This window comes from Ruegeria sp. CJ3, from assembly GCF_056536725.1.
This window is the reverse complement of the sequence record NZ_JBQFQE010000009.1, coordinates 26,507-47,716: the sequence shown is the minus strand read 5'-3', so window position 1 is coordinate 47,716 and position 21,210 is coordinate 26,507. Positions and strand designations below refer to the sequence as shown.

General features: G+C 55.7%; 22 protein-coding genes and 1 pseudogene. 15 read left to right on the top strand and 8 right to left on the bottom strand.

Translation table 11 applies throughout. The annotated features are described in order from the left end of the window. Window positions 1-7: 7 nt before the first annotated feature. Entirely contained in the window at window positions 8-484 is a 477-nt protein-coding gene (locus ACR0J1_RS15610; RefSeq protein WP_480734368.1) for a nuclear transport factor 2 family protein, read from the bottom strand. 12 nt (window positions 485-496) lie between these two features. Further along, on the bottom strand, window positions 497-1,120 hold the full coding sequence (locus tag ACR0J1_RS15605; protein ID WP_480734367.1) for a glutathione S-transferase family protein: 624 nt from the start codon (window positions 1,118-1,120) through the stop codon (window positions 497-499). Window positions 1,121-1,228: 108 nt separating this feature from the next. Between ACR0J1_RS15605 and ACR0J1_RS15600 the strand changes: the two genes are divergently transcribed. The 9 genes from ACR0J1_RS15600 to ACR0J1_RS15560 all read left to right on the top strand — a co-directional run bounded on the left by ACR0J1_RS15600 (window position 1,229) and on the right by ACR0J1_RS15560 (window position 10,135). Further along, complete coding sequence (locus ACR0J1_RS15600; protein WP_480734261.1) at window positions 1,229-2,131, top strand: LysR family transcriptional regulator; 903 nt, start codon at window positions 1,229-1,231, stop codon at window positions 2,129-2,131. Window positions 2,132-2,319: 188 nt separating this feature from the next. After that, the gene (locus ACR0J1_RS15595) at window positions 2,320-2,883 is read left to right on the top strand and encodes a GbsR/MarR family transcriptional regulator (RefSeq protein ID WP_480734262.1); all 564 of its coding nucleotides are present in this window, start codon (window positions 2,320-2,322) and stop codon (window positions 2,881-2,883) included. 6 nt (window positions 2,884-2,889) lie between these two features. Further along, window positions 2,890-3,627 carry a DUF4166 domain-containing protein gene (locus ACR0J1_RS15590; RefSeq protein ID WP_480734263.1) on the top strand — a complete coding sequence of 246 codons (738 nt, stop codon included), beginning with the start codon at window positions 2,890-2,892 and terminating at the stop codon, window positions 3,625-3,627. Further along, window positions 3,624-4,805, top strand: a complete 1,182-nt coding sequence (locus tag ACR0J1_RS15585; protein ID WP_480734264.1) for a saccharopine dehydrogenase family protein — start codon at window positions 3,624-3,626, stop codon at window positions 4,803-4,805. The genes ACR0J1_RS15590 and ACR0J1_RS15585 overlap by 4 nt, the downstream gene beginning before the upstream one ends. Before the next feature lie 234 nt (window positions 4,806-5,039). Continuing rightward, window positions 5,040-6,002, top strand: a complete 963-nt coding sequence (locus ACR0J1_RS15580; protein ID WP_480734265.1) for a hypothetical protein — start codon at window positions 5,040-5,042, stop codon at window positions 6,000-6,002. After that, window positions 5,999-6,874 (top strand): HesA/MoeB/ThiF family protein, encoded by an 876-nt coding sequence (locus tag ACR0J1_RS15575; RefSeq protein ID WP_480734266.1) that lies wholly within the window; start codon window positions 5,999-6,001, stop codon window positions 6,872-6,874. The genes ACR0J1_RS15580 and ACR0J1_RS15575 overlap by 4 nt, the downstream gene beginning before the upstream one ends. Window positions 6,875-6,876: 2 nt before the next feature. Then, window positions 6,877-8,061, top strand: coding sequence for a hypothetical protein (locus tag ACR0J1_RS15570; RefSeq protein ID WP_480734267.1), 1,185 nt, complete (start codon window positions 6,877-6,879; stop codon window positions 8,059-8,061). Beyond that, on the top strand, window positions 8,058-9,164 hold the full coding sequence (locus ACR0J1_RS15565) for a hypothetical protein (RefSeq protein WP_480734268.1): 1,107 nt from the start codon (window positions 8,058-8,060) through the stop codon (window positions 9,162-9,164). The genes ACR0J1_RS15570 and ACR0J1_RS15565 overlap by 4 nt, the downstream gene beginning before the upstream one ends. Then, entirely contained in the window at window positions 9,164-10,135 is a 972-nt protein-coding gene (locus ACR0J1_RS15560; RefSeq protein WP_480734269.1) for a nitroreductase family protein, read from the top strand. Before ACR0J1_RS15565 ends, ACR0J1_RS15560 begins: the two co-directional genes overlap by 1 nt. Here the strand turns inward: ACR0J1_RS15560 and ACR0J1_RS15555 are convergent. From ACR0J1_RS15555 to ACR0J1_RS15545, 3 genes are all read right to left on the bottom strand, one after another. Further along, window positions 10,128-11,135: an Lnb N-terminal periplasmic domain-containing protein gene (locus ACR0J1_RS15555; RefSeq protein ID WP_480734270.1), complete on the bottom strand. Its 1,008-nt coding sequence runs from the start codon at window positions 11,133-11,135 to the stop codon at window positions 10,128-10,130. The two genes, ACR0J1_RS15560 and ACR0J1_RS15555, sit on opposite strands and share 8 nt — an antisense overlap. Window positions 11,136-11,205: 70 nt before the next feature. Next, complete coding sequence (locus tag ACR0J1_RS15550; RefSeq protein ID WP_480734271.1) at window positions 11,206-11,487, bottom strand: YiaA/YiaB family inner membrane protein; 282 nt, start codon at window positions 11,485-11,487, stop codon at window positions 11,206-11,208. 47 nt (window positions 11,488-11,534) lie between these two features. Further along, window positions 11,535-12,224 (bottom strand): PspA/IM30 family protein, encoded by a 690-nt coding sequence (locus ACR0J1_RS15545; RefSeq protein WP_480734272.1) that lies wholly within the window; start codon window positions 12,222-12,224, stop codon window positions 11,535-11,537. 76 nt (window positions 12,225-12,300) lie between these two features. Here ACR0J1_RS15545 and ACR0J1_RS15540 point away from each other — a divergent pair, with 76 nt between their 5' ends. Both ACR0J1_RS15540 and ACR0J1_RS15535 read left to right on the top strand, forming a co-directional pair. Then, window positions 12,301-12,936 carry a TetR/AcrR family transcriptional regulator gene (locus ACR0J1_RS15540; protein ID WP_480734660.1) on the top strand — a complete coding sequence of 212 codons (636 nt, stop codon included), beginning with the start codon at window positions 12,301-12,303 and terminating at the stop codon, window positions 12,934-12,936. Between the two features lie 477 nt (window positions 12,937-13,413). After that, window positions 13,414-14,046 (top strand): tyrosine-type recombinase/integrase, encoded by a 633-nt coding sequence (locus ACR0J1_RS15535; protein WP_480734274.1) that lies wholly within the window; start codon window positions 13,414-13,416, stop codon window positions 14,044-14,046. A 327-nt stretch (window positions 14,047-14,373) separates the two neighbouring features. Here the strand turns inward: ACR0J1_RS15535 and ACR0J1_RS15530 are convergent, their stop codons facing one another. From ACR0J1_RS15530 to ACR0J1_RS15520, 3 genes and pseudogenes are all read right to left on the bottom strand, one after another. Then, entirely contained in the window at window positions 14,374-16,047 is a 1,674-nt protein-coding gene (locus ACR0J1_RS15530; protein WP_480734275.1) for a ComEC/Rec2 family competence protein, read from the bottom strand. Window positions 16,048-16,298: 251 nt separating this feature from the next. Then, window positions 16,299-16,561 (bottom strand): annotated as a pseudogene (locus ACR0J1_RS15525) (integrase core domain-containing protein); the annotation flags it as partial. Further along, window positions 16,519-17,004: a hypothetical protein gene (locus ACR0J1_RS15520; protein WP_480734276.1), complete on the bottom strand. Its 486-nt coding sequence runs from the start codon at window positions 17,002-17,004 to the stop codon at window positions 16,519-16,521. The gene ACR0J1_RS15520 and the pseudogene ACR0J1_RS15525, both read right to left, overlap by 43 nt. A gap of 633 nt (window positions 17,005-17,637) precedes the next feature. Here ACR0J1_RS15520 and ACR0J1_RS15515 point away from each other — a divergent pair. From ACR0J1_RS15515 to ACR0J1_RS15500, 4 genes are read left to right on the top strand one after another with little or no spacing between them, the layout of a single operon-like run. Continuing rightward, a complete protein-coding gene (locus tag ACR0J1_RS15515) occupies window positions 17,638-18,531 on the top strand; it encodes a tetratricopeptide repeat protein (RefSeq protein ID WP_480734277.1) in 894 nt (297 codons plus the stop codon). Window positions 18,532-18,581: 50 nt separating this feature from the next. Further along, entirely contained in the window at window positions 18,582-18,947 is a 366-nt protein-coding gene (locus ACR0J1_RS15510) for a hypothetical protein (protein WP_480734278.1), read from the top strand. Next, window positions 18,944-19,465, top strand: a complete 522-nt coding sequence (locus tag ACR0J1_RS15505; RefSeq protein WP_480734279.1) for an invasion associated locus B family protein — start codon at window positions 18,944-18,946, stop codon at window positions 19,463-19,465. Before ACR0J1_RS15510 ends, ACR0J1_RS15505 begins: the two co-directional genes overlap by 4 nt. Continuing rightward, window positions 19,465-21,189 carry a ShlB/FhaC/HecB family hemolysin secretion/activation protein gene (locus tag ACR0J1_RS15500; protein WP_480734280.1) on the top strand — a complete coding sequence of 575 codons (1,725 nt, stop codon included), beginning with the start codon at window positions 19,465-19,467 and terminating at the stop codon, window positions 21,187-21,189. The genes ACR0J1_RS15505 and ACR0J1_RS15500 overlap by 1 nt, the downstream gene beginning before the upstream one ends. The last annotated feature ends 21 nt before the right edge of the window (window positions 21,190-21,210 follow it).

Below are 21,210 nucleotides of genomic sequence, written 5' to 3'. Positions count from 1 at the left end.
CCCCCAGTCAGAGCCCAAGATCGCTGAGACTGGGGTGGTCGTCCGGACGACGCCCGAGCGGCCAGCGGAACTTGCGGTCCACTTCCTCGATTGGGTGCTCATTGATGCTGGCAAAGCGGCGCTCCATGTAGCCATCCGCGTTGAACTCCCAATTCTCGTTGCCATAGGCACGGAACCAATTCCCGCTGTCGTCGTGATACTCGTAGGCATAGCGTACCGCGATACGGTTGCCGTCATGGGCCCAGAGCTCTTTGACCAGGCGGTAGTCCAGCTCCTTGGCCCATTTACGGGTCAGGAACGATTCAATCTGATCGCGTCCTTCGGGAAACTCCGCCCGGTTGCGCCACTTGCTATCCGGCGTGTAGGCCAGCGCGACCTGCGCCGGGTTGCGGCCATTCCAACCGTCCTCTGCAAGGCGCACTTTTTGGATAGCAGTTTCTTTTGTGAATGGAGGCAAGGGAGGCCGCGGGGCTTCGAGTGTCATGGGTATGTCCTTTCACCCGGCAACCAGGCCAACGGCTGTTGACGGCATGGCCTCGAAACCGGGCAACGCTTCGAACCGGGCAAGCCAGGCGCGAACATGCGGGTACGGCTCGAGCGAAACGTTCCCCTCAGGCGCGTGCGCCGTATACGAATAGCTGGCCACATCTGCGATTGTGGGCCTGTCACCGACAAGCCAATCATGGCGCGCGAGCCGGTGTTCTAGCTTCTGCATCGCTTTTGCAGCTGTCGCGGCGGCAAAATCCGGGTCCAGCGGCGCGCCGAAGACGGTGATCAACCGCGCAGCGCAGGCGCCAAAAGCAATCTCTCCAGCCGCCAGAGTAAGCCAGCGTTGCACATTGGCCTCCCCCACCGCATCGCTTGGCATCCAGTCCGGCGCATAGGTCCGCGCCAGATAGACAAGGATCGCGTTCGAGTCGGACACAACCACTTCACCATCTTCAAGAACTGGCACTTGGCCATTTGGGTTCATCGCCAGAAAGTCAGGCGATTTGTGCTCACCTGCGGCCAAATCAACGGGAACAGCTTCATGCGGAATGCCAGCAAGCTTGGCAAAGACCAAGGCGCGATGCGCATGGCCCGATTTGGCAAAGTGGTGAATGCGAACAGCGTTGGACATGTGTCTCTCCGTTTTGGATTTGGGTGTTGGCCCAGCAATACAACTTGCATAGGCTGGCGATAATCACCTAATTCTGACCAAGTTTCAGCCCTCAGAAGGCGCAATAAGATGGATAAGATCGACCGCATGCGCGCCTTTGCCCTTGTCGCAAAGAACGCGTCCTTCACCACCGCGGCGCAGCGCATGGGGCGGTCCGCGCGCCTGGTCAGCAAATACGTGGCTGATCTGGAAAACGCACTCGGGGTCCAGTTGCTCAATCGCACAACACGCAGCGTCTCTTTGACGGATGCGGGCGCGACATACCTGACGCTGTGCGAACCGCTTTTGGACGGGTTTGACGAACTCGAAGACCGGGTCAGGAACGAGCAAGCTTCGTTGCGCGGTGCGATTCATATCTCCGCGCCCACGGGCTTTGGCGCGGTGCGGTTAGTCCCGTCACTTGCAAAATTCGCAGAGGCACACCCGCATGTGGAGCTTGATCTGAGGTTCTCGGATCGGCGGGCATCGATTGTTGATGAGGGCCTCGACCTTGCTATCCGGATTGGCCCCATGCGGGACAGCTCTTTGAAAATCCGACAACTGGGCCGCATGCCTTTGGTTGTCTGTGCCTCCCGAGCCTATCTGGAGCGCGCAGGACGCCCAAACGACCCGCAGGCGCTGACAACGCATGAGTGCATCCTGGATGGCAATATGGCCGAGCCCACAACGTGGAGATTTGATATCGGTGGCCGGGAAGAAACCGTCCACGTCAACGGGCGCTTCCGGATGGACGCGCCCGCTGCGTCAGCACGCCTCGCAGCTCAAGGCGCAGCCATCGCGCGGTGTCCGGCTTATACCGTCACAGAAGCCCTGACGTCGGGAGAGTTGGTCGAGCTTTTCTCGGAGCACCGAATTTCGCCATATGTCGTCGCTGCGCTGTTCCCACAAAACAGGCGCCTCACAACCCGAGTACGCGCCTTAATTGAACATCTGGCAAACGATCCAGAACTATGCCCTGATGACAAGCGTTAACGGCCCATTTCTGACGTTCATCGACTTTGCTCTCGTCGCGATGCGGTTTCATGTAAGCGGACATCGAACAACAGTATTGGTCATCATTTGTCGATCTTTGGGGCATGAGTTTATTCGCCTGCGAGTCTTGATGTTGAAATTCCTACTGACCTCTTGACTTTTGCAGCTCTGAGCCTGATATTTCTGTCATGACAGAAATTAAAGAACCATCGACATCCAACGCCGCGAACCAATTTATTCTCTACTGGGGCGACATGGGCAACCAATGGGGTGTAAACCGCTCTGTGGCGCAAATACACGCGCTTCTCTATCTCAGCTCGCAACCACTTAATGCTGAACAGATTGCCGAGGCTCTGGGAATTGCGCGGTCCAATGTGTCCAACTCGCTCAAGGAACTGGTAAGCTGGCGACTGATCCGCCGCATTCCCATTCCGGGAGATCGGCGCGAGCACTATGAGGCCGAGGTAGATGTCTGGGAAATGGGGATCCGGATCGCTCAAGGGCGCAAAGAGAGGGAAATTGATCCTGCAACACGCGCCTTGCGCGCCTGCGTGTCCCAGGCTGAAATCGAAAGCGGTCTGGACCCTATTGCACTGCAGCGGATGCAGGAGATGCAGGAGTTCCTGGCAACAGCCGACACTTGGTTTCGCGACATGCTTACGGTGCCGCGTCCGAAGTTGGTGAGGTTGATGAAAATGGGAGCCAAGATCGTTTCCCTACTCAACTTCACCGGAGGCAAAAAGAGCAGTTAAAAATTTTTGAACCATTATTTCTCTTATGACGGAAACAGCAGAATGCTCATAAAAAGGGAAAACCCCGCCCTCCCCGGCCAAAAGTTGGCTGAAACACAATTCGATGTGGCACGCGACAGGGATGATCGATTCAAACACCTCCTTGGAGCCAGGGCATGGGCCGTACTACCCAAGGCAATCCAACGCCGATTCAGCAAACAACTTCTGGGAGATGCCAGCCTTGCCTATCAAGGCCGCGTAACCCAAATGCGCATGAACCCCGTTGGGCGCGCACTGGCCTGTGCACTCCGCATCATAGGGGCACCACTGCCGTTTGATGGCAGTTCCGTCGGTCGATCGGCGGTGGTCACCGTCACCGAGGATGCGGCAACCGGCGGGCAGTATTGGATCCGACAATATGGCCGGGCCGCTGGCTTTCCACAGATGGTTGGCAGCTCCAAACGCTTTGCCGGACCGACCGGATTGGAAGAGTATGTTGGCTTTGGGATCGGTATCTCGCTGAGGTTGAAAGGCACGAAGAACGGTCTGTATTTTATCAGCGACCGCTACTTCCTGAAATTGGGGCGACTGCGGCTGCCCTTTCCTCGGTGGGCCGGCCCCGGAAGTCTGGTTGTTGGCCATGAAGAACTCGGCGACGGACATTTTCGTTTTACCTTGGAACTGGCACATCCTCTTTTTGGTCAGTTGATCTGGCAGGACGCGACCTTCCGCGATGCGGAAATTGTCGAGGGTATCCCGTCATGAAGGTCGTAATAATAGGCGGATACGGTGTATTTGGATCCCTGACCGCACGATTGCTGGCCCGTGACGGGCACCAGCTTTGGCTGGCCGGGCGCCATCCCGAAAAGGGTTGCGCTCTGGCTCACGAACTCAACGCAAACACCTTGAAACTGGACACTAGCGCAGCACCAGAAGCCCTATTCGAAGCAGAGCCGGACATGGTTATCGATGCAGCTGGACCATTCCAAAACTATGGCCACGATCCCTACGCAATCCCGAGACTCTGCATCGTCCATCGCTGCCACTATCTCGACCTGTCAGACAGCGCCAAATTCACAAAAGGAATCGCAGCTTTGAACGCTGATGCGATAGCCGCAGGCGTCTTTGTGCTGTCTGGGGCATCCAGTGTACCGGGCCTGTCCTCATGCATCGTCAAAGACCTGATCGACGGTCTGGATGAGGTCGACCTGATCGACATTGCAATCCTGCCAGGCAATCGGGCACCGCGCGGTTTGTCGGTTATCAAAAGTATCGTAAGCGGGGTTGGTCGCCCCTATCAAATATGGCGCGAAGGTGCTTGGCAGACGGCGATTGGATGGACGGATCGCAAGCTTTATCAACTGGAACCAGGTTTGTGGCGTGCCGGATACTGCATTGAAGTTCCCGACATCGCGCTTCTTCCCGCACTAGCCGGGGCCAAAAACGTCGTTTTCCGCGCAGGTCTTGAACTTCCGCTGATGAATGGGGCGCTAAATCTGCTGGCGCGGTTAAGGCAGTACCGGCGTTTCGAGCTACCGGGCCCGGCCTATTCCGCGCTCCACCTGCTCTCTAAGGCGCTCTATTCCTTCGGGAGCGATCGTGGAGGCATGGACGTGAGTGTTTCCGGCAAGCTCGATGGGCATCTCATTACCCGCACATGGAAGTTGATCGCGGAACAAGGGGACGGGCCGTTTGTGCCTGGCGTTATGTGTCGCGCAATCTTGCGGGAGCGCGCCAACATCAACGCCGGTGCGCGCCCTTGCCTGGCAGAGCTGCCAAGGCCGATAGTTGAACGCGCGATGGGAGATTTGCAGGTTCGCACCGGGTTGGTTGAATTGCCTGATCACACGGCTGTGTTCCGCGACGCGCGGACAAAGCGGGCAGAGACTTCGAACAGCCAGACAGATAGAGCCCAATCCCTTCAGCACCATGATTCCGCTTAGATGCGAAGTGTGACCTGTGCCTTGCAAACGGCCCATAGCGGACATTTTCTGCAGCGGATCATCTTGCGGATCTGCAGCTTGCTGCCATTTTCCCTGCGCGCTCAAACCGCACTCATCCAAAACGTGTCACATAATAGTCGCGATGATCTTTTTTTGACGCTTCTTTCCGGTATGCCGTAGAACCGCCAATTTGCGTGGCTTCATGTAAAGCTTCACAACTTTCACGTTCAGCTCATGCTCAGTATTTTCTTCAAAGCGGTTTTACAGAGGTATATGGATATTTCGTTTTCCGTGTCCCCGACACAAGCTGTGCGTGTTGTCGAAGCGCCGGGATTGTGGATGGCGCCGGGAGACTTGGATGAGCTCACAAACCAATTGCACAAAGTGGCAGCAACAACTTTGCCTGCAGGTGATCTGGATTACGGGGTGCTCGGCGGAGATGAGTCCCGGCTGAACAGTTCAATCATAACGCTGGTTACCGAAAAGGCAGACGGCACGCCAGTGGCCTTTAATGCGCTAGCTAGGATGGAGGTAGATCTAGGGCATCGATGTGAGAACGTTTTGCATCTTGGCCTTGTGATGGTTGACCCGAACCAACGCAGTCAGGGGCTTAGCTGGGTGCTTTATGGTCTGACTTGCATTCTGGTGCTCTTCCGCAACGGCATGCGCCCGGTTTGGATTTCGAATGTGACTCAAGTACCTGCGGTTGTGGGGATCGTGTCTTCAGGGTTCTCTCGGGTCTTTCCAAGGCCAGATGCCGCGCTGCGCGATGATAGAAGCCTGGCTCATCTGCTGCTGGCGCGCCGCATTATGAAGGATCATCGCCATGTTTTCGGCGTCGGCGAGGATGCCGGTTTTGACGAAGACCGGTTTGTTGTCACCAATGCCTATACGGGCGGGTCGGATCACTTAAAAAAGACCTATGAAGATGCACCCAAGCACCGGGATACCGCTGTGAATGAGTTTTGCCAGGTAGAGCTCGATTATGAGCGCGGTGACGATGTGCTGCAGCTTGGTCAGATAGACCTGCCAACGGCGCTCTCCTACCTTGCACGGGAAGTGCCACCACGATCCTTTGGGGCTGTCGCCGTGGCCGTGTTTGCCGCGCTTCTGAACCGCTTGGCCCTGCCGATTTGGTATTGGTTTGACTGCAACCATGAATTTGGGATTTTGCGCGCACGGGGCGACAAGACATGACGGCATTCACGTATGAGGAATTCACCACGCGCAATCTGGGTTTTGTGAGCGCCGCCGAGCAAGCGAAACTGAAAGGCGGATGCGTCTTCATCTGCGGCGCGGGCGGCATGGGCGGCAGTGTCATCATGAATTTGATTCGGGTCGGTGTTGGCAAGCTGATCCTTGCCGATCTCGATGAGTTCGAAGTTTCGAATTTAAACCGTCAGCTCTTCGCCACGCTCGATACCGTGGATCATCACAAGGCTCACGCCACGAGCTATCAATGCCTACAGATCAACCCTGAGGCAGAAATTGAGGTGCTGGGAGCGGATTGGCCGGACCATGCCGAACGACTGGTCAGCGCATGCGATGTGGTCATCAACGGCACCGACGATCTTAGGGCAAGCCTGCTGCTCTATCGCACGGCGCGCAAGCTGGAGCGTTGCGTGATTGATGCCTACGCCTCGCCTTTGCCGTCGGTCTATGTCACCGCGCCCAGAGATCCCATGCCCGAAGAATGGCTGGGATATCCGACAATTGGAACCGCATGGGACGCCATCACGCAGGATATGCGTGATGGTGCCATGATGGCGGAGGCAACTCATGTCATGCTGCACTCCAGCTCCCGCCACTACATTGAAATGAAGCTTGCCGGAGAAATGGTCGCGGGTAAGCGCAGCCGGATGTCTTTTGCGCCAATGGTGATCATGGCCGGGACACTTATGGCCGGAGAGGCGATTAACATTCTTCTGGATCGCCCGTCATGCACGGATCACCGCGGTTGGTTCTTCAATGCTCATGCGGGGCGGGTTGAGCGGCCCAAACCAAGCTGGCTGGCCGCCTGTCTGCGTCCTCTGGTGCGCCGCGAGATCAACAAGCTGTTGGGCGCGTAGCAATGGGCGATCATGCGTTTCTGGCAGATACCTCCATCTCGATCTTTGGTGCGCTTGGTGCTGCCATCGTTCTGTGCAATCTAAAGCACATCACTCCAACAGATACGGTGGCCCGCCCTGTGCGCTTTTGCCTATGGGTCCTGATCATCCTCTTGGTGGCCCGGGTCGGGCATTGGGGAGAGCTGGGTTGGCTGTTTTCAATGCTGACACAGGCCGCAGCGGCGTTCATCCCGCTGTCCGGATTGCTGATTGCAGAGGTCTTGTTGCGCCGACACGCGCCGCCCATACTCAAGTGGTTTTGCGCGCTTGGGGCGGTGGTGTTTGTGATCTTCGCAGTTCTGAGCTCGGGTCAGTTTGACTATTGGCATATGCGAGGATTGCTGACGTTTCAGGTGATCTGTTTGACCGGCATCGCCGTTCTCATTGTGTCCCGCGACCGGGCTAGCCTAGCTTTGGCCGAAAATCAGGCGATCGGTCGCATCTCTTTGGCGTTCGTGTTCATCTTGCCCTTCTTGGTCACGGATTTCCTGCGAACGCCCAATGTGGATATTCCCGTGCGTCTGGGCGGCGTCGCCGTTCTGGCGCTCTGCTGGCTGTTGATCAACTTTCAGCGTTCGGGCCTCAGCAGGGCCGACATCATGCGTGGCTTCAGTGCTGTATTTGGCTTCAGCGTGGTGCTGGTTGTCCTGATGGCACTGGCCGTACCACTGGAGTGGCGCTCCGGCGCACAGATCACCGCCGTTCTGCTCGCGGCGTTTATGCTCTTGGCGACGTGGCAGGCCTCAGTTGCCTTGCATATCGAGGATGCTCCGATGGTGGCCCTTCGTGCCATATCAGAGGCCACGGGCTCAGGCCCCGAAGCAGGGTTGATCCTGCTGCGCCGTGCCTCAGGATCTCCGGACGCCATGGTGATCGGGGAGGCAGAACTGGGTGATTTCGATGACGCCGTTCTTGCACAAGCCTTTGAACACAGCGACATTCGCCATATCGGTGAAAGCGCCGTTTCGGAAGATGTCTCCTGGCTGCTTGCCGCCTACGGCGCGACCCATGCGGTGCGTTTGACAGACGCGCCGTTTTCTTTGGTTTTGCTCAACAACCCGGCGCTCGCCATGTCCGACGGCGACGACATGGGCCTCGCAGCCGTGGTGCGCATGGCCCGGATAATCAGCAAGGAAACTGCTGCGTGATGCAACTGGTGGAACGTGACTTCAGTGCCTTCTTTGATGCCCCGTTTCATGCCTATGGGTCAGAAAGCGCCTATGTCTCTCCGATGAAAAGCGATCTGGCGCGGTTTTTGTCGCGTCATAACCCGCTCTTTGGCTCTGATGACGATTTCACCTATTTCGCGGTGGTTCAAAATGGTCAGGCCATCGGGCGCGTCACCGCTCATATACACCGCGCCTCAAACGTTCATTTTGGCGAAGGTCGCGCCTATTTCGGCTACTTTGATTGCGCCGACAACTCAGAAGCAGCCGCGCATTTGCTTGGCGCGGCGGAAGATTGGGCGCGCGTCAGAGGGCTGCGCAGCCTGACAGGCAATTTCAATCTGACGGCGATGCAGCAAGCGGGCATCGTGACGGATGGCTTCGAAAAGGCGCCGTTCACAGATCAGGTCTGGAACCCTCCTCACGTGCCCAAACTGCTCGAAAACCTAGGGTATACTCGTCAGTTTCCCATGACGACTTTTGTGCGAGACCTTGGACAACACGACCTTGGCGAGGTCTTGCCCGACGTGGCGCGAGATGCGCTGTTGAAAGAAGGGTTTTACTTCGCGCCGATCACCCGACGCACCATCAATCAAAGGCTGGAAGACGCCCGCACGATCCTGAACACCAGTTTCAAAGACAACCCGATGTTCGTGCCCGTCAGCAACGAAGAGTTCATGTTTCAGGCCAAGGATATGAAATGGATCATGGACCCGCGTATCTCAAAGGTCGTGCACTATCAGGGCAAACCCGCAGGGGCGGTCATTGCGATACCTGACCTCAATCCACTGCTGAAATCTGTGGGTTCGCGATTTGGGCTCTCACTGCCCTTTCACTACCTGTGCCACCGCGCCCGGAACGATCGGGCAGTGGTGATTTTCCAGGGTGTGATGCCGGAGTTTCAACGCAAATCCGTAAACCCTTTGATGCTCTGTGAGATGACCCGGTCCCTCGTTCAAGCAGGCTACCAGACCGTGGGCGGCACGTGGATTGCCGATGAAAACACAGCCAGCCTTCGCCAGGCGGAAAAGAGCCGGGCCACGGCGCTGCACCGGTTGCATCTCTTCTCCAAGGACCTGATCTGATGGAGCGCGCTGTTTTCGAAGCGATTGTGGCGGAGGCCATGCTCGCCCCGTCCGCCCACAACACCCAGCCCGTACGCTGGCGGCAAGACAGCGAATGCATCAACCTGCTGGCGGATTTGACCCGGCGACTGCCCGTGGGCGACCCGGACGACCGCGATTTCAAGGTCGGATGCGGCATGGCGGTGGAAGGCACAGTGCTGGCGCTGGCCAAGCGGGGTATGGGCGCTCGGGTGACGTGGTTGGACGATGAAGTCCCGACGTTACGTCCCTTTGCCCGTATTGTTCCACAAGGCACACCCCATGCGAGCGACGTAGACTTGGCCGCGCATGTGCAAAAGAGGACCACGCATCGCGCAGGGTTTTTGCCCATGCAGGACACGCGCTTGGCCGCTTTGTCGTCATCACATGTGACACTGGTGACCGACCCCGCTGACATCGCGTCGCTTGCCAAAGAGATTGACCGTGCTTCTGCCGCGCTGCTGCGTGATCCAGCGCTACGGCGAGAGCTGTTGGATTGGATGCGTCTTTCGCCCGGGCAGCTAGGGTACGAGAGCGATGGGTTGAACCGCGAAACGTTATATATGAATAGCTTAACCGCGCGCATCGCTAGCCCGGTTCTTGGCACATTTCTTTATGATATCCTGTCACGCTTTGGCCTCGGCCCAGCCCTGTCTGGTGAGCGCGCACGAACAAACTCTGCCAGTGCTATCGTGCTTTTTCATTGGCCCGTCGAAGGCTCTCTGTTTGAGGCCGGTCGTGCCTTTTATCGGACGTGGCTTCAGGCGTCCGCGTTGGGCTTCGCGGGCTGGCCCGCAGCCGCGCTGGCAGATCATGAAGACACGACGGCCCGCGTCTCGGCTCGTTTCGGTGTACCACCCTCAGATAAGCTGATTAATACGTTGCGGCTGGGCAGGGCCAAAGGTGCCACACCCAGTCGCACGCGCCTTGCAGTATCAGATGTTATCATTTGACGACATAGGTTTGGCGAATGACATCTGAGTATACATCACCAACGCCAGCCGTCTGGCCCAACGCCGTGATTGCCGCTTGATCTTTGCGCTCTGCTATCGTCAGGTCACCTTGAAATCCCCCCAATTCATCAATGTAGCTGGGCAAATGACCAGACGCCATCAGACGCCAATCAAGCCCAACCTCGGGGTGCAAAGCTCTGGCGAGCGGATAAAGCGTGGTGGTACAGTTATGTGTGATCGTATTGTAAAACGCTGGCTGTTCTTCGAGCGTGTTGGCCAGCTCAACATAGGACAGGAACAGAGTGCGACGCTGTTGGTCATTCAGGGCCAAGGGATATAGGCGCACATCTTCTTTGCGGTGGCTGGTGCGGAGTTTAAGGATGTCATCTTCGGTCGCTGCAATCAGAACAAGCTCGAACTGACGAAAGAAGCCGCCCACCACGTTGAAGCTCTCATGGGCCTCTTTGCGAGTTTCCACGGAAAACGCCACGCGCTGCCCATCTTTAAAGCCGAAGGTCACGATCACATGGGCAATGTCTTCGCTGTCCCAAACCGAGGTGACAAGAGCGACGCTATCCAGTTTCTCTAGGTCATAGCTGCGCGCCTCCCAGGATATGTTGGCGGTGTCTTTTGTGATCCAATCAAAGTTGCGTACCTTGTCCATTTGTACGGTGTCGCCTTCGACCCGGGCCTTTACGCCGTGGGCCACATCAAAGGCCCAACTGCGATCCTCTTGGGGCGTAAGGGTTTGGTACCAGCCGACTCCGAACCCGAAGACCACCAAAAGCGCGGCCCATCCCCAGCGTTTGGACATCAAAAACGCAGCACTGACGGCGATGACGCCCAGACTCAGAGCCCAGTAGGCCGCGATCAGCACAAAGCCCGTGAGGTGAAAGGACAGCGCGGTGGCAATCAAGGCTGTGGTGGTGGCAAGGGCGGCCAGCAACACAACGGCGTTCAACACCCAACCCAGCGTGATCTTTGGAAATGAAATCGACATTGTCATAATCCTTGTCATCTCTCGCAACTCAACCGGGCGCCTCGTGGAAGCGCCCGGAGATGTAAGGCTCTTAGCTGTGCGTGCCCGATGTTTCAGCCAACAAACGCTCGGTTTGGGCGTCCTCAATCTTGTTGTGCAGCCTCTCAGATTCTTCGTTGTCGCGGAGCGCCTTAGTAATCGCGGCGGTGCTGCTGACCAGCATGATGGCCGACATTGCATAGAAGCCTTTGGCGGCAAAGCTTGCCTCGAGGAAGAATATCCCGCCTGCCATCATTGACCCGGCCACGACAAACTGCAGGTAAGTGAACATGTTCCAGGTCTGAGACGGTTTGTTGATATATGCGTTGGACATTGGGTTTTCCTTTCAGATGTCAGTGTGTGTTTTGATTTGGTTAAGGGTTAGGATTTCGGTGTTGGTTTCTTGGCTTTGAGTCTGGCGAGCACATCGTCGGCAGTGCTTACTTTTGGCGCGCCATAGCCAGCATCGGCCAAGCGGTCACCCATGGTGTCGGCGCTTTGCGTGGCGGACAGCTCAGCCATAGCAGCCATTGTGGCGTCGGAATGGGCCTGACGTTCCTGCAACCGTTTCAAAGTAGCGGCGGCCTCTTCAAGATTGCTCGACTGAAGCGTCGTGATCTGACCATGAGCGCGGTGGGCCTTGTCATTAGCCTCTGCGATGCGCTGACCGCGCTTGAGCTGGGCCAGAACACTCTGCGATTTGCCGAGATGATCGCGCAGGCGGGCAATCTCAGCGGTGTAGTTGGCAATCGTCTGGGCCGTTGCGTCCCGCTCTGCCTCAAGATGGGCGATGGTGGCGGCCGCCTCGCGGACCAGATCCTCATCACCGTTCTCAAGCGCTTCACACGCCCGCGTTTCTAGATCAGCGATCTTTTCGTTGAGCTGCGCAAGCGCCACATTTTCGCGCTCTGAATAGGCCATCACCGTAGCCAGTGCCTTGCGGGATTGCTCTACGCAGCGGGCTGCATCACGTATCTGCTGACGCAGCAAAGTCAGAGCATTTACATCTAAGAAAGCCTCGGCGCTGTCGACGGACCGACCGCGAACCAGAGTGAAAATTTGTTTGAACATCAGAACCTCTTTTGCTAGTTTGAACATCGTTCACAAAACAAACTTATGACAAACATGAACATCGTTCAAGCAAAAAATGAACAAGGTTCAAGAAACGGAGCGTAGAAGCTTGGGAAACAATCGAGAAACCAAACGCGAGGCTTTGCGCACTCGCTTGATCGAGGCAGCGGAAGAAGAAATATCTTCTCTGGGTTTGGCCGGACTAAAAGCGCGCAGCATAACACAAAAGGCAGGCTGTGCTCTTGGGGCGCTTTACAATGTCGTTTCCGATCTCGATGAGTTGATCATTTTGGTCAACTCCAGAACGATTAAACGCCTAGGTGAAGAGCTGGGCCGCGCCTCAGATCGTGCAAGCACGCCGGAAGAGACGTTGCAGGCGTTGGCAGCCGCATATGTCGATTTTGCGCTCTCAGAAGAAAAGCTGTGGTTTGCCGCATTCAACCACAGTCTGCCCGACGGGGAAGATCTGCCGGACTGGCACCAGACCGACTATTTGGATTTGATTGCTTTCTTGGCCGCACCGCTTGGGCAAATGCTACCTGACTTATCGCCTGAAGCGCGCACTCTGCGTGCGCTCACATTGTTTGCGTCAGTGCATGGAGTGGTGCAACTGTCGCTAAATGGCCAATTTGCCGGCGCACCCAGAGATGCGCTGCCGAGCGAGGTGCGGGAATTGGTCGGGGCAATATCGAGAGGACTAACAGAACAATGAAGACGCTTTCGCGAGATCTATGCATGGGATGACTCGAAAACCTGACTTGGAAGCTATAGCCCTCGCCTGATCTCTTGGTCTGTTATGTCGCAAATACTAGCCTAAATATAGACGAAATGAGGCAGTGTAACCAATTAGGTTGCTTCCAAGCTCTCTTGCATTGCGCATGCAGGGTGAGGCGGGCGGCAAGCGGACTTTGGCCCATGAAGAACGAACGGTGGCTACATCCCGACTGGTTCCCTGCCCAGCCCATCTGTGCTGCGGGCGGCATCAATGACCAGTTTCGTCGCCGCACAACAGCGCCCATAGCCATACGCTTGCAGAGATTTTCATGCTGCGAGCGCGCGAAGCAAAAAAAGCGATGACTGCCTTGGCCTCGATGCAGACATCGGAGTCAGCGCAGAAATCCTTTGATATGGTACCTTGTCAACGTCGGGTTGTCGCTTTGGGAGGGAATGGCGGATCGGAGGATCAGTCATGGAAACACCAAACTTACCGGCCATTCGCGCGCTTCGCCCAGCTTGGAACAAAGGACGTATCGTTGGCCAGAAACGACCGCTCAAGCCAAAGCACGTCTGGGCAATCCGAGTTCGACTTGAACTGGCCGAGAACCATCGCGACCTCGCGCTGTTCAATATGGCAATCGACAGCAAACTTCGTGGCTGTGACCTTGTAAGGATGAAAGTCGTCGACGCAATGGCATCGGGACAGATCAAAGAGCGCGCATCCGTCCTGCAAAGCAAAACTCAGAAACCAGTCCGCTTCGAGATTTCCGAGGGCACGCGTGCTTCAGTCGAAAAGTGGATGGAGGACGAACTCATGGTAGGCTCGGAGTATCTTTGGCCTGGCCGCTTCCATGAGCGCCTGCACATTTCAACACGCCAGTACGCGCGGATCGTCCGTGAGTGGGTCACATCCATTGGCCTTGAGGCAAGCGCATACGGAACGCATTCGATGCGGCGTACCAAAGTAACCCAGATCTACAAGAAGACTGGCAACCTGCGCGCCGTGCAGTTGCTTCTTGGGCATACGAAGATGGACAGCACAGTTAGATACTTGGGCGTCGAACTTGAAGACGCTCTAGCTATCGCCGAAGCCATTGAAATCTAGTGCAATGGGTCGCTTTCACTGGCGCCCCTAAGCGGACATTGCCGTTGTTATCAAGCGCTGCAGTGCGGCTTCTTGGAAGCGGATTTTAATCAACCGCGAAGCATTTTTGGCAGCCCTTATGACTGCCGTGCTGAACTAAGCGTCATTTCTTGGAGGCTATCCTGATGACTGCTTCAGAACGTCCTGATTTGCCTATTGGACATTTTTTGGGCAGCTTCACGACTACCGCAGCCGACCTACAGCTGACTTTGGTCGATCAAACAATGTACGACGAAGAGGGCGGAGCACTGGACGGACTGAATGGTCAACTCGCCCCAGATAGAAGTCCTAGTGTTTACGACCAGTGTAACGCAAATATCGTCCGGTGTCGGCATCAAAGCGCAGCTCGTACCAGTCCCATTTTTGCGATTCCTTGCGCGGCTTTTCCAGTTTTTGCGCAATAACGACCTTGTCGCCCAACGCGCGCACTGTGATCATACCGTAGACGGCTACGTTGCGGTCCTTGCGGGCTTCGATTGCTTTGATCGCAGCCCTTCTTTCGGCGGTATCGGTGATGGCATCAACGGCACCAATTTCTTCCAATAGTGCCACAAAGTCAGGCACTGGCGTCGAAAATTCCTTGGTGCTGCGTGCTAATTCGGTCGAGAATATTAAAGGGCGGTTTCCATGGCTGTGCTTGCCATAAGCACCAAGCGCATCGGGGCGCGGATGGCTGTGGGATTCGTTGTCGCCACTGGACAGAACGGTTGCAACAGCATCGGTGGCCCGAATGAAATCGTCCAGAATGTGCTGGCTGCCGTGATGACACGCCTTGGCAATGTCCGCGCCAAACACTTCGTTTCCTCGCGTGGCGAGCCTGGCACGCTGGGCCTCCAACGCGTATAACTCTTGTTGCTGAGCGCTTGTAAGTGGCTGGCGTTTGGCCATCAATTTTCCGATCGCCTTGTGTACCTCATCTGGCGTTTTTTCGGTCCCGGCGTAGGCCTTTAGCAGAAAATTCTGCGATGGTTCGTTTAGATCACCGCCAAGTAACAAACGCAGATTTCCATAACAGCCTTTCAGAATCACGCTATGTCCGTTTTTCGTCTCGCTTTCGCTGCCAAGTCGGCGCAATGCTTTGCGATCAGCTCCATTGAATGTGACTTGCTCACGGATAGGCCCCAGCACCTGCAGCGAGAACGCTTTGTCGTCTTCAAAATCGGGCACAAAGACATCTTGATCCAAGGTCGCCATATCAACGCCGAGCGACCGCACCGTGCAATTAGGCGAAGATGCAAACAAAGCCTGCACTGTCGTCAAGAGGTCCTTGGCCGTTCTCGGGTGCCGATCCGAAATTGCCTCTAGTTCAGCGGTCGTGGCGACATAGTCGAACAAATACTTCTCGCCCGATGCTTCAAACTGACCGCCAAGATCCCACGGGTAGTCAACGCCATCGTGTTCCTCTTCGTCAGGGCGTTCAATAATGCCATTGTGAAAGACATCGCCAAATTGCAGTTTGGGGTTTCGAAAGACATATTTCAGTCCAAGGTAGTGATCATTGTCGGGGTGCGAAATCAAAACATAGTCAATTTTCCAGGGCCGCTTCTCAGCCGTGTTCGGATCAAAACCCTCAGTATCTGGTACGTTGCGCCCCCTGAGGTTATAACGCCAGCTCAAGAAGCGGTTCATGTTATCCGACACTCCAGCATCGATCAGAAAAACCTTGTCGTCAGGTGTCACGATATGACAGCCGTCGCCTTGACCGACGTCGACAAAATTCACCTCTAGCCCGCGCACGGCGTCAAATTCGTCAAGCTGCAACCATCCTGTGTCGCCGCGACACTTCACCTTTGCGTATGTCTTGCCTTCATGAACGTTGCCTTCGCCTTGATATTGAAGCCAGTCACCAAGTAGCAAATGGTTGATTCCGGTTTTACCGTCATTGGTTTCTTTAAGGACAACGGTTGGCTTACAGACGAAATACGTGCCTTCGTCTTGAAGGTCGGCAAGTTCCAACGGCATTGTAGCATCCTTCAGTCTCGGACATGAACGGCGTTACGATACATCTTTTTGACAGATCGCAAAAAAGCCTGTTTGTCGAAAAAGTAATAGCGGCTTCGGGAGCCAATTGAGTCGTAACGGTCTTATCGATTACAGGACGACAGCTAGCACCAAAGATTGGGGGTTTTGCTGACCACGGGGCGGGCACAATCCTTTATCAATGATGCCATGCTACACCAGTTTTTTTCGACCCAAAGCTGCCCTTCATCGAACTAGTTGTTTAGTCCCGCCATCTGGTGGATCGGATTTAGGATCAAACGTGTGGTTCTGATGTCCAGATTTTGCATATATCTTCGTAAGAAGTGAGACCGCTGAGCGTCTTCAATCGACGCACGAAGTTGTAGGCATCCATAAAATCGGCTAGATGCCTGCGAAGCTGATCGTGGCTGTCGTAGTGGTACCGCTTTATCGTGGGGTCCTTGATCGTGCGGTTCATCCGTTCAACCTGGTCGTTGGTCCAAGGATGATTGGGCTTGGCTTTCGGGCGCTATGCAGCTTGCTGCGTGGGGTGTGGAAACACGATGAGGCCCCGGGGCCGAAATGGCACGATCGGGGCATACTCCTCGAACGCACCAAAGGCAAAAGCCCGTGATCGAAAGGGCGCGAAGCGCCTATCTTTCCGCGCCAACTCCCGGTGTCCAGCTTATCCAGAATCGCATGGGCGGCGTCCCACGGCTCTTCCTGCACCGGGCGCTTTTCACCCAGATTGAAGAACTTGTGAAACGGCCGCGCGATCAACCTGCCATCGAGGTCAAATTTCAACCCCCGGCATTCTCGTGCCACTGCGCTGTCGAACGTGTTGTCCAGCGTGTAGACGTAGTTGATCACCGAGTATCCATCGTAGTCGAAATGAAAAATCCCGGTGTCGGGGACAATGTGCGGGAGGACGTCCTCCAGCGTTTCGATGATACGGTCCACGTCTATGCTCCAGAAAAATAAAAAGCCGCCTCGGGAAGAGACGGCCTGGTTCGAAAAATAAAGTTGGGGTTAGATCACTCGGGTCTTAATCCACCTGTCGAAGAGAAGCCGCCACAAAGCACTGCGTCGCGATTATCCGCGCACAGTTCTTGTGGTATGTATGATGATTCAAAGGTCACTCGGCTTCTCCTGATCTCGCGTCTACCGCTTAGGTAGTGAGTTGGTCAAGAAACTCGTGGCACTATGGTCGCCCAAATTGCACAGCCCATTTTACGTGCGGCATTGATTTATCATGATCGTCATTTTCATCTGCCTAAGCTTAGCCCGTTGTGCCTTACGGACACCACGCGCTAAGAATTACCCACAGATATTACCCGATATATAAAGCTCAAATGAAGAGATGATCGTCATCGCATCGTGCTCGCACGCCAGAGCGCGGATCTACAATTTCAGCAAAGTGATTCGACATACTACCAACACTCCTTCAATCAGCTCTCGAACTGCTTCATTAAATAGCTCAGACAAATTGTTTTCATGTGCGGAAATGTGACCGCAATCTGACCGCTCGGCGCTCCTTTCCATGCGACCTGCCACATTGCTGCCACTGCGCGGTCGCACGTCACAAAATTGATAATGGCCTCGCTCATTTCCCTCTTAACGTGTGCCGTAACCTTTGCTAGCGAGAAGCTAATAAAACAAACAAAAGGTTACGGAATGCGTATTTTGAGGACCGCTTTTGGCGGAGCAGTTTCTGCATCTATCGCTTGTGGTGCATTTGCGGGTGTTCCTGCGGGCATAGCCGCCCTGGAAGCTGGCAATGTTCCGGCCGCAGTCGAAGAGTTCCAAGCTGGATTTGATGACGGTGACGCGGATGGTGCGTTCTTCATCGGGCGCCTGTTTGAGATGGGGTTGGGAACCGAGCGCGACATGCGCCGGGCTGTCGAGCTGTATAGTGCGGCAGCCGATCAGGGGAGTGCGCTAGCGCAGAACCGGCTCGGTTTGATGTACCTGAACGGTGAACTTGTCTTGCAGGACTACAAGCGTGCAGCGGAGTTAATTTGTGCGGCTGCGGAGTCCGACGATGCCAACAGCGCGTTCAATTGCGGATTACTATTCGCGGATGGGCAAGGTGTCGACCAGGACGCAGGCAAGGCGGTGAGCTACTGGCGGCAAGCTGCAGAGCAGAACCACGTAGCAGCCATCAACTATCTGGGTCAGGCCTACCGCGATGGCACGGGTGTAACGCAGAGCTACGAGACCGCTTTTGAGAATTTCTCGCGCACCGGAGGAGCTGGCAACCCTTTAGGGCTCTTTGAGTTGGCCAAAGCCTATCAATTGGGGAACGGTGTGGATCAGGATCGCATCAAAGCGCACGGCTATGCCAATCTCGCGTCCGCGCGGGGCATGGAAGAGGCCCGCGCTCTGCGAGATACACTGAACGCACAGCTGGATCGTGATGATCTGGAAGCAGCACAGAGCTTTGCCCGCGACTGGGAGGCAACGCCGCTGGATCAGGCTGCGCAGTAGCGCACTTTCAGGATTTCGAGTTCTCACCGGTTCAGATTGGTTCGTCTGTTATGAAAAATCCTCTTTTTCTCACGGTTGCTGTTTTTTGCGTCCTGAGCGGGTGTTCAGGTACGTCGCCTGAGCGCCTGAAAGAAATCTATGGCGTCTCTCCGTCGAGCGACGGCGGCTATACGGCCTCCATAGAAGTGCGCGCAAACCATGCCGATCAGCAGGATAAGTTCAGCCAGAACGCATTCAACGAGATTTGTGCGGGGCCCGCGACCATCTCGTCCCGAACCGTTTCGGCGCCATTCGACAAACAAACCACATACACACAAAAAACATGGAACCCAGCCAGCGGCCAATTGGTTCAAACGGCAAGTTTTCCGGTGAACACGCCGCACGTTCGCATGACCTACAGGTTCAAATGCGCATGATGAACAATGCGTTCCTTCGGTCGACCATCTGTATTGGCCTCGCCCTCTTCCAGTCCGCGGCTTTGGCGCAAGAGGCGGAACCTCAGTCCATGGAAGAGGTATTCTCGGACTGGCGGGTATTGTGTCAACCGGTGGAGCAGAATGCCGTCTGTCAGATGATGCAGAGCGTCGCCGCCGAAGAGAGTGGCCCACCCGTCTTTATGCTGAGCGTGTCTGACGATGAAGACACGGGTCAAAGCTATGCAGTCATGACGGTTCCCGTTGGTGTCTATCTGGCTCCGGGCATCGAGTTGCACGTGGACAACCGCCGCCCCTTCAAAGTCTTGTACGAGGTCTGTGATCAGCTTGGCTGTCACGCGGGGTTTCGGATGGATGGAGATGTCCTGTCGGCCTTTCGCAAAGGACTAGAGGTAAAAGCCCGGGTTTGGACAGCGCGCGACAAGGCCGTTGATTTCCCGGTTTCTCTGCGCGGGTTCACGGCCGCTTATAATCAATTCCGAACGGCAGGGGACAACTGATGGGTTTGCGATCCCTCTTCCTGACCTCCGCACTCGGTTTCAACGCGCTTCTACTGACGGGAGCAGCCGTTTCCGCGCAGGGCGTCTCGCCCGGTGATTTGCAACGCATCGGCAACGATATTCTTCAGCAGCAAACCCAGCAGACGGAAGAGCAAGAACTACGCCGCCGGGAATTCGAAACCCGTGAAGATGCAGCACAGGACGAAGCCGCTGGAGCGGAGCTCTATGTCCCACCTCCGGGTGGGCCGTGCTTTGATATCCGCAGCATTGATCTCGAAGGTTTTGAGGCCTTCAAACGTGAACCCGAAGGCTATCGCGATCTGATCGGCACCTGTGCGACAGCGGCAGACATCGCGCAAACATTGAACCTGATCAACACATTCTATCAGGAACTGGGCTTCATCACGACCCGCGCATACGTACCTGAACAGGACATTGCAGACGGGTCTTTGGCGATCACCATCGTGCCGGGCCGCATCGAAGGCTATGTCTACGGCACCGGCCAGCCTGCGGATACGCGTCTGAATACGGCCTTCCCGACTGGACGTGGTGACCTTCTCAACCTGCGCGATCTGGAACAGGGGCTGGAAAATATCAACGCGCCCCGGTCGGCAAGCGGTCAGTTCCAGCTCGTGCCCGGAGAGACGCCCGGTGGGTCGTTCATCCAGGTTGATGTGCAAGATCGGCGTCCCTGGTTTCTGGATTTCCAGTTCGACAATTCCGGCTTTGAGTCCACGGGTCGCGTCAAAGGAACTGCCAACTTTGGTCTCGACAATGCATTGAATCTCAATGACCAGCTGCGGATCGGAATCACCACCACTCCATTTGAGGAGCGTGGGGAGCGCTATTCAGATTCTGTTTCTGTCAGCTGGGGCTTGCCGGTGGGCAACTGGCTGTTCAATGCGGATTTTGGAGCCAGCGACTATCGCTTCATCACCCAAGGCATCAACCAGTCCTTTGTCACAGAAGGACGCAGCCAATACCTGATCCTGCTGACCGAGCGTCTTTTGATGCGGAACCAGACATCGAAGGTCTATGCCTACGGTGATCTGAAGCTGAACAGAACCAAAACATCGATCAACGGCATCGATATCACCAGCCAACGCCAACGCCTGACAATTGCCTCACTTGGCGTTCGGGGCGAGAAGACCATCGGACAGGGTCGGCTGTTCTGGAACATAGGCGTGAAAGCCGGGCTTGATGCGCTGGGAGCGGATATTCCGGAACGCAGTGTCATCGATCAGGAGTTTCGCCTTGTGAAGCTGCGGGCGGATTATTCTGCGCCAATTGGGAAAAGCGGGCTGACCTATCGGGGTACACTGGCCGGGCAATACTCGGACGATATCCTACCTGGCATTGAGCAGTTCGGTATTGGCGGATGGAGCACCGTTCGAGGCTTTCACGACAACAGCCTCTATGGCGATACAGGAATCTATCTCCGCAATACTGTTGAATGGGGTGCTTACAAGGCACCAAGGTTTGAAGTGCGCATGAATGCGGGCCTCGATTTCGGCTATGTCAAACCGTCGGCCCTGCGCCGCTGGTCTCAGGATCATCTGGCAGGTGTCAGCCTTGGGGCGGATATCATCGTGAACAGTCAGTTCACTCTGCAAATGCAGGTGGCACATGCGCTGAGCCGACCTGACGAGTCCCCACCCAACACCAATCCAGCCTTCGAATCCGACAAGACCGTTGGGTATCTCAGTCTGAGGTTACAGTTCTGATGAAGCGTTTTGTTGAGCAAA

Coding starts and splice junctions, on each gene's coding strand:
- ACR0J1_RS15610 (WP_480734368.1), bottom strand. CDS start 484: ATGACACTCGAAGCCCCGCGGCCTCCCTTGCCTCCATTCACAAAAGAA.
- ACR0J1_RS15605 (WP_480734367.1), bottom strand. CDS start 1,120: ATGTCCAACGCTGTTCGCATTCACCACTTTGCCAAATCGGGCCATGCG.
- ACR0J1_RS15600 (WP_480734261.1), top strand. CDS start 1,229: ATGGATAAGATCGACCGCATGCGCGCCTTTGCCCTTGTCGCAAAGAAC.
- ACR0J1_RS15595 (WP_480734262.1), top strand. CDS start 2,320: ATGACAGAAATTAAAGAACCATCGACATCCAACGCCGCGAACCAATTT.
- ACR0J1_RS15585 (WP_480734264.1), top strand. CDS start 3,624: ATGAAGGTCGTAATAATAGGCGGATACGGTGTATTTGGATCCCTGACC.
- ACR0J1_RS15580 (WP_480734265.1), top strand. CDS start 5,040: ATGCTCAGTATTTTCTTCAAAGCGGTTTTACAGAGGTATATGGATATT.
- ACR0J1_RS15575 (WP_480734266.1), top strand. CDS start 5,999: ATGACGGCATTCACGTATGAGGAATTCACCACGCGCAATCTGGGTTTT.
- ACR0J1_RS15570 (WP_480734267.1), top strand. CDS start 6,877: ATGGGCGATCATGCGTTTCTGGCAGATACCTCCATCTCGATCTTTGGT.
- ACR0J1_RS15560 (WP_480734269.1), top strand. CDS start 9,164: ATGGAGCGCGCTGTTTTCGAAGCGATTGTGGCGGAGGCCATGCTCGCC.
- ACR0J1_RS15555 (WP_480734270.1), bottom strand. CDS start 11,135: ATGTCGATTTCATTTCCAAAGATCACGCTGGGTTGGGTGTTGAACGCC.
- ACR0J1_RS15550 (WP_480734271.1), bottom strand. CDS start 11,487: ATGTCCAACGCATATATCAACAAACCGTCTCAGACCTGGAACATGTTC.
- ACR0J1_RS15545 (WP_480734272.1), bottom strand. CDS start 12,224: ATGTTCAAACAAATTTTCACTCTGGTTCGCGGTCGGTCCGTCGACAGC.
- ACR0J1_RS15540 (WP_480734660.1), top strand. CDS start 12,301: ATGAACAAGGTTCAAGAAACGGAGCGTAGAAGCTTGGGAAACAATCGA.
- ACR0J1_RS15535 (WP_480734274.1), top strand. CDS start 13,414: ATGGAAACACCAAACTTACCGGCCATTCGCGCGCTTCGCCCAGCTTGG.
- ACR0J1_RS15530 (WP_480734275.1), bottom strand. CDS start 16,047: ATGCCGTTGGAACTTGCCGACCTTCAAGACGAAGGCACGTATTTCGTC.
- ACR0J1_RS15515 (WP_480734277.1), top strand. CDS start 17,638: ATGGCCTCGCTCATTTCCCTCTTAACGTGTGCCGTAACCTTTGCTAGC.
- ACR0J1_RS15510 (WP_480734278.1), top strand. CDS start 18,582: ATGAAAAATCCTCTTTTTCTCACGGTTGCTGTTTTTTGCGTCCTGAGC.
- ACR0J1_RS15505 (WP_480734279.1), top strand. CDS start 18,944: ATGATGAACAATGCGTTCCTTCGGTCGACCATCTGTATTGGCCTCGCC.
- ACR0J1_RS15500 (WP_480734280.1), top strand. CDS start 19,465: ATGGGTTTGCGATCCCTCTTCCTGACCTCCGCACTCGGTTTCAACGCG.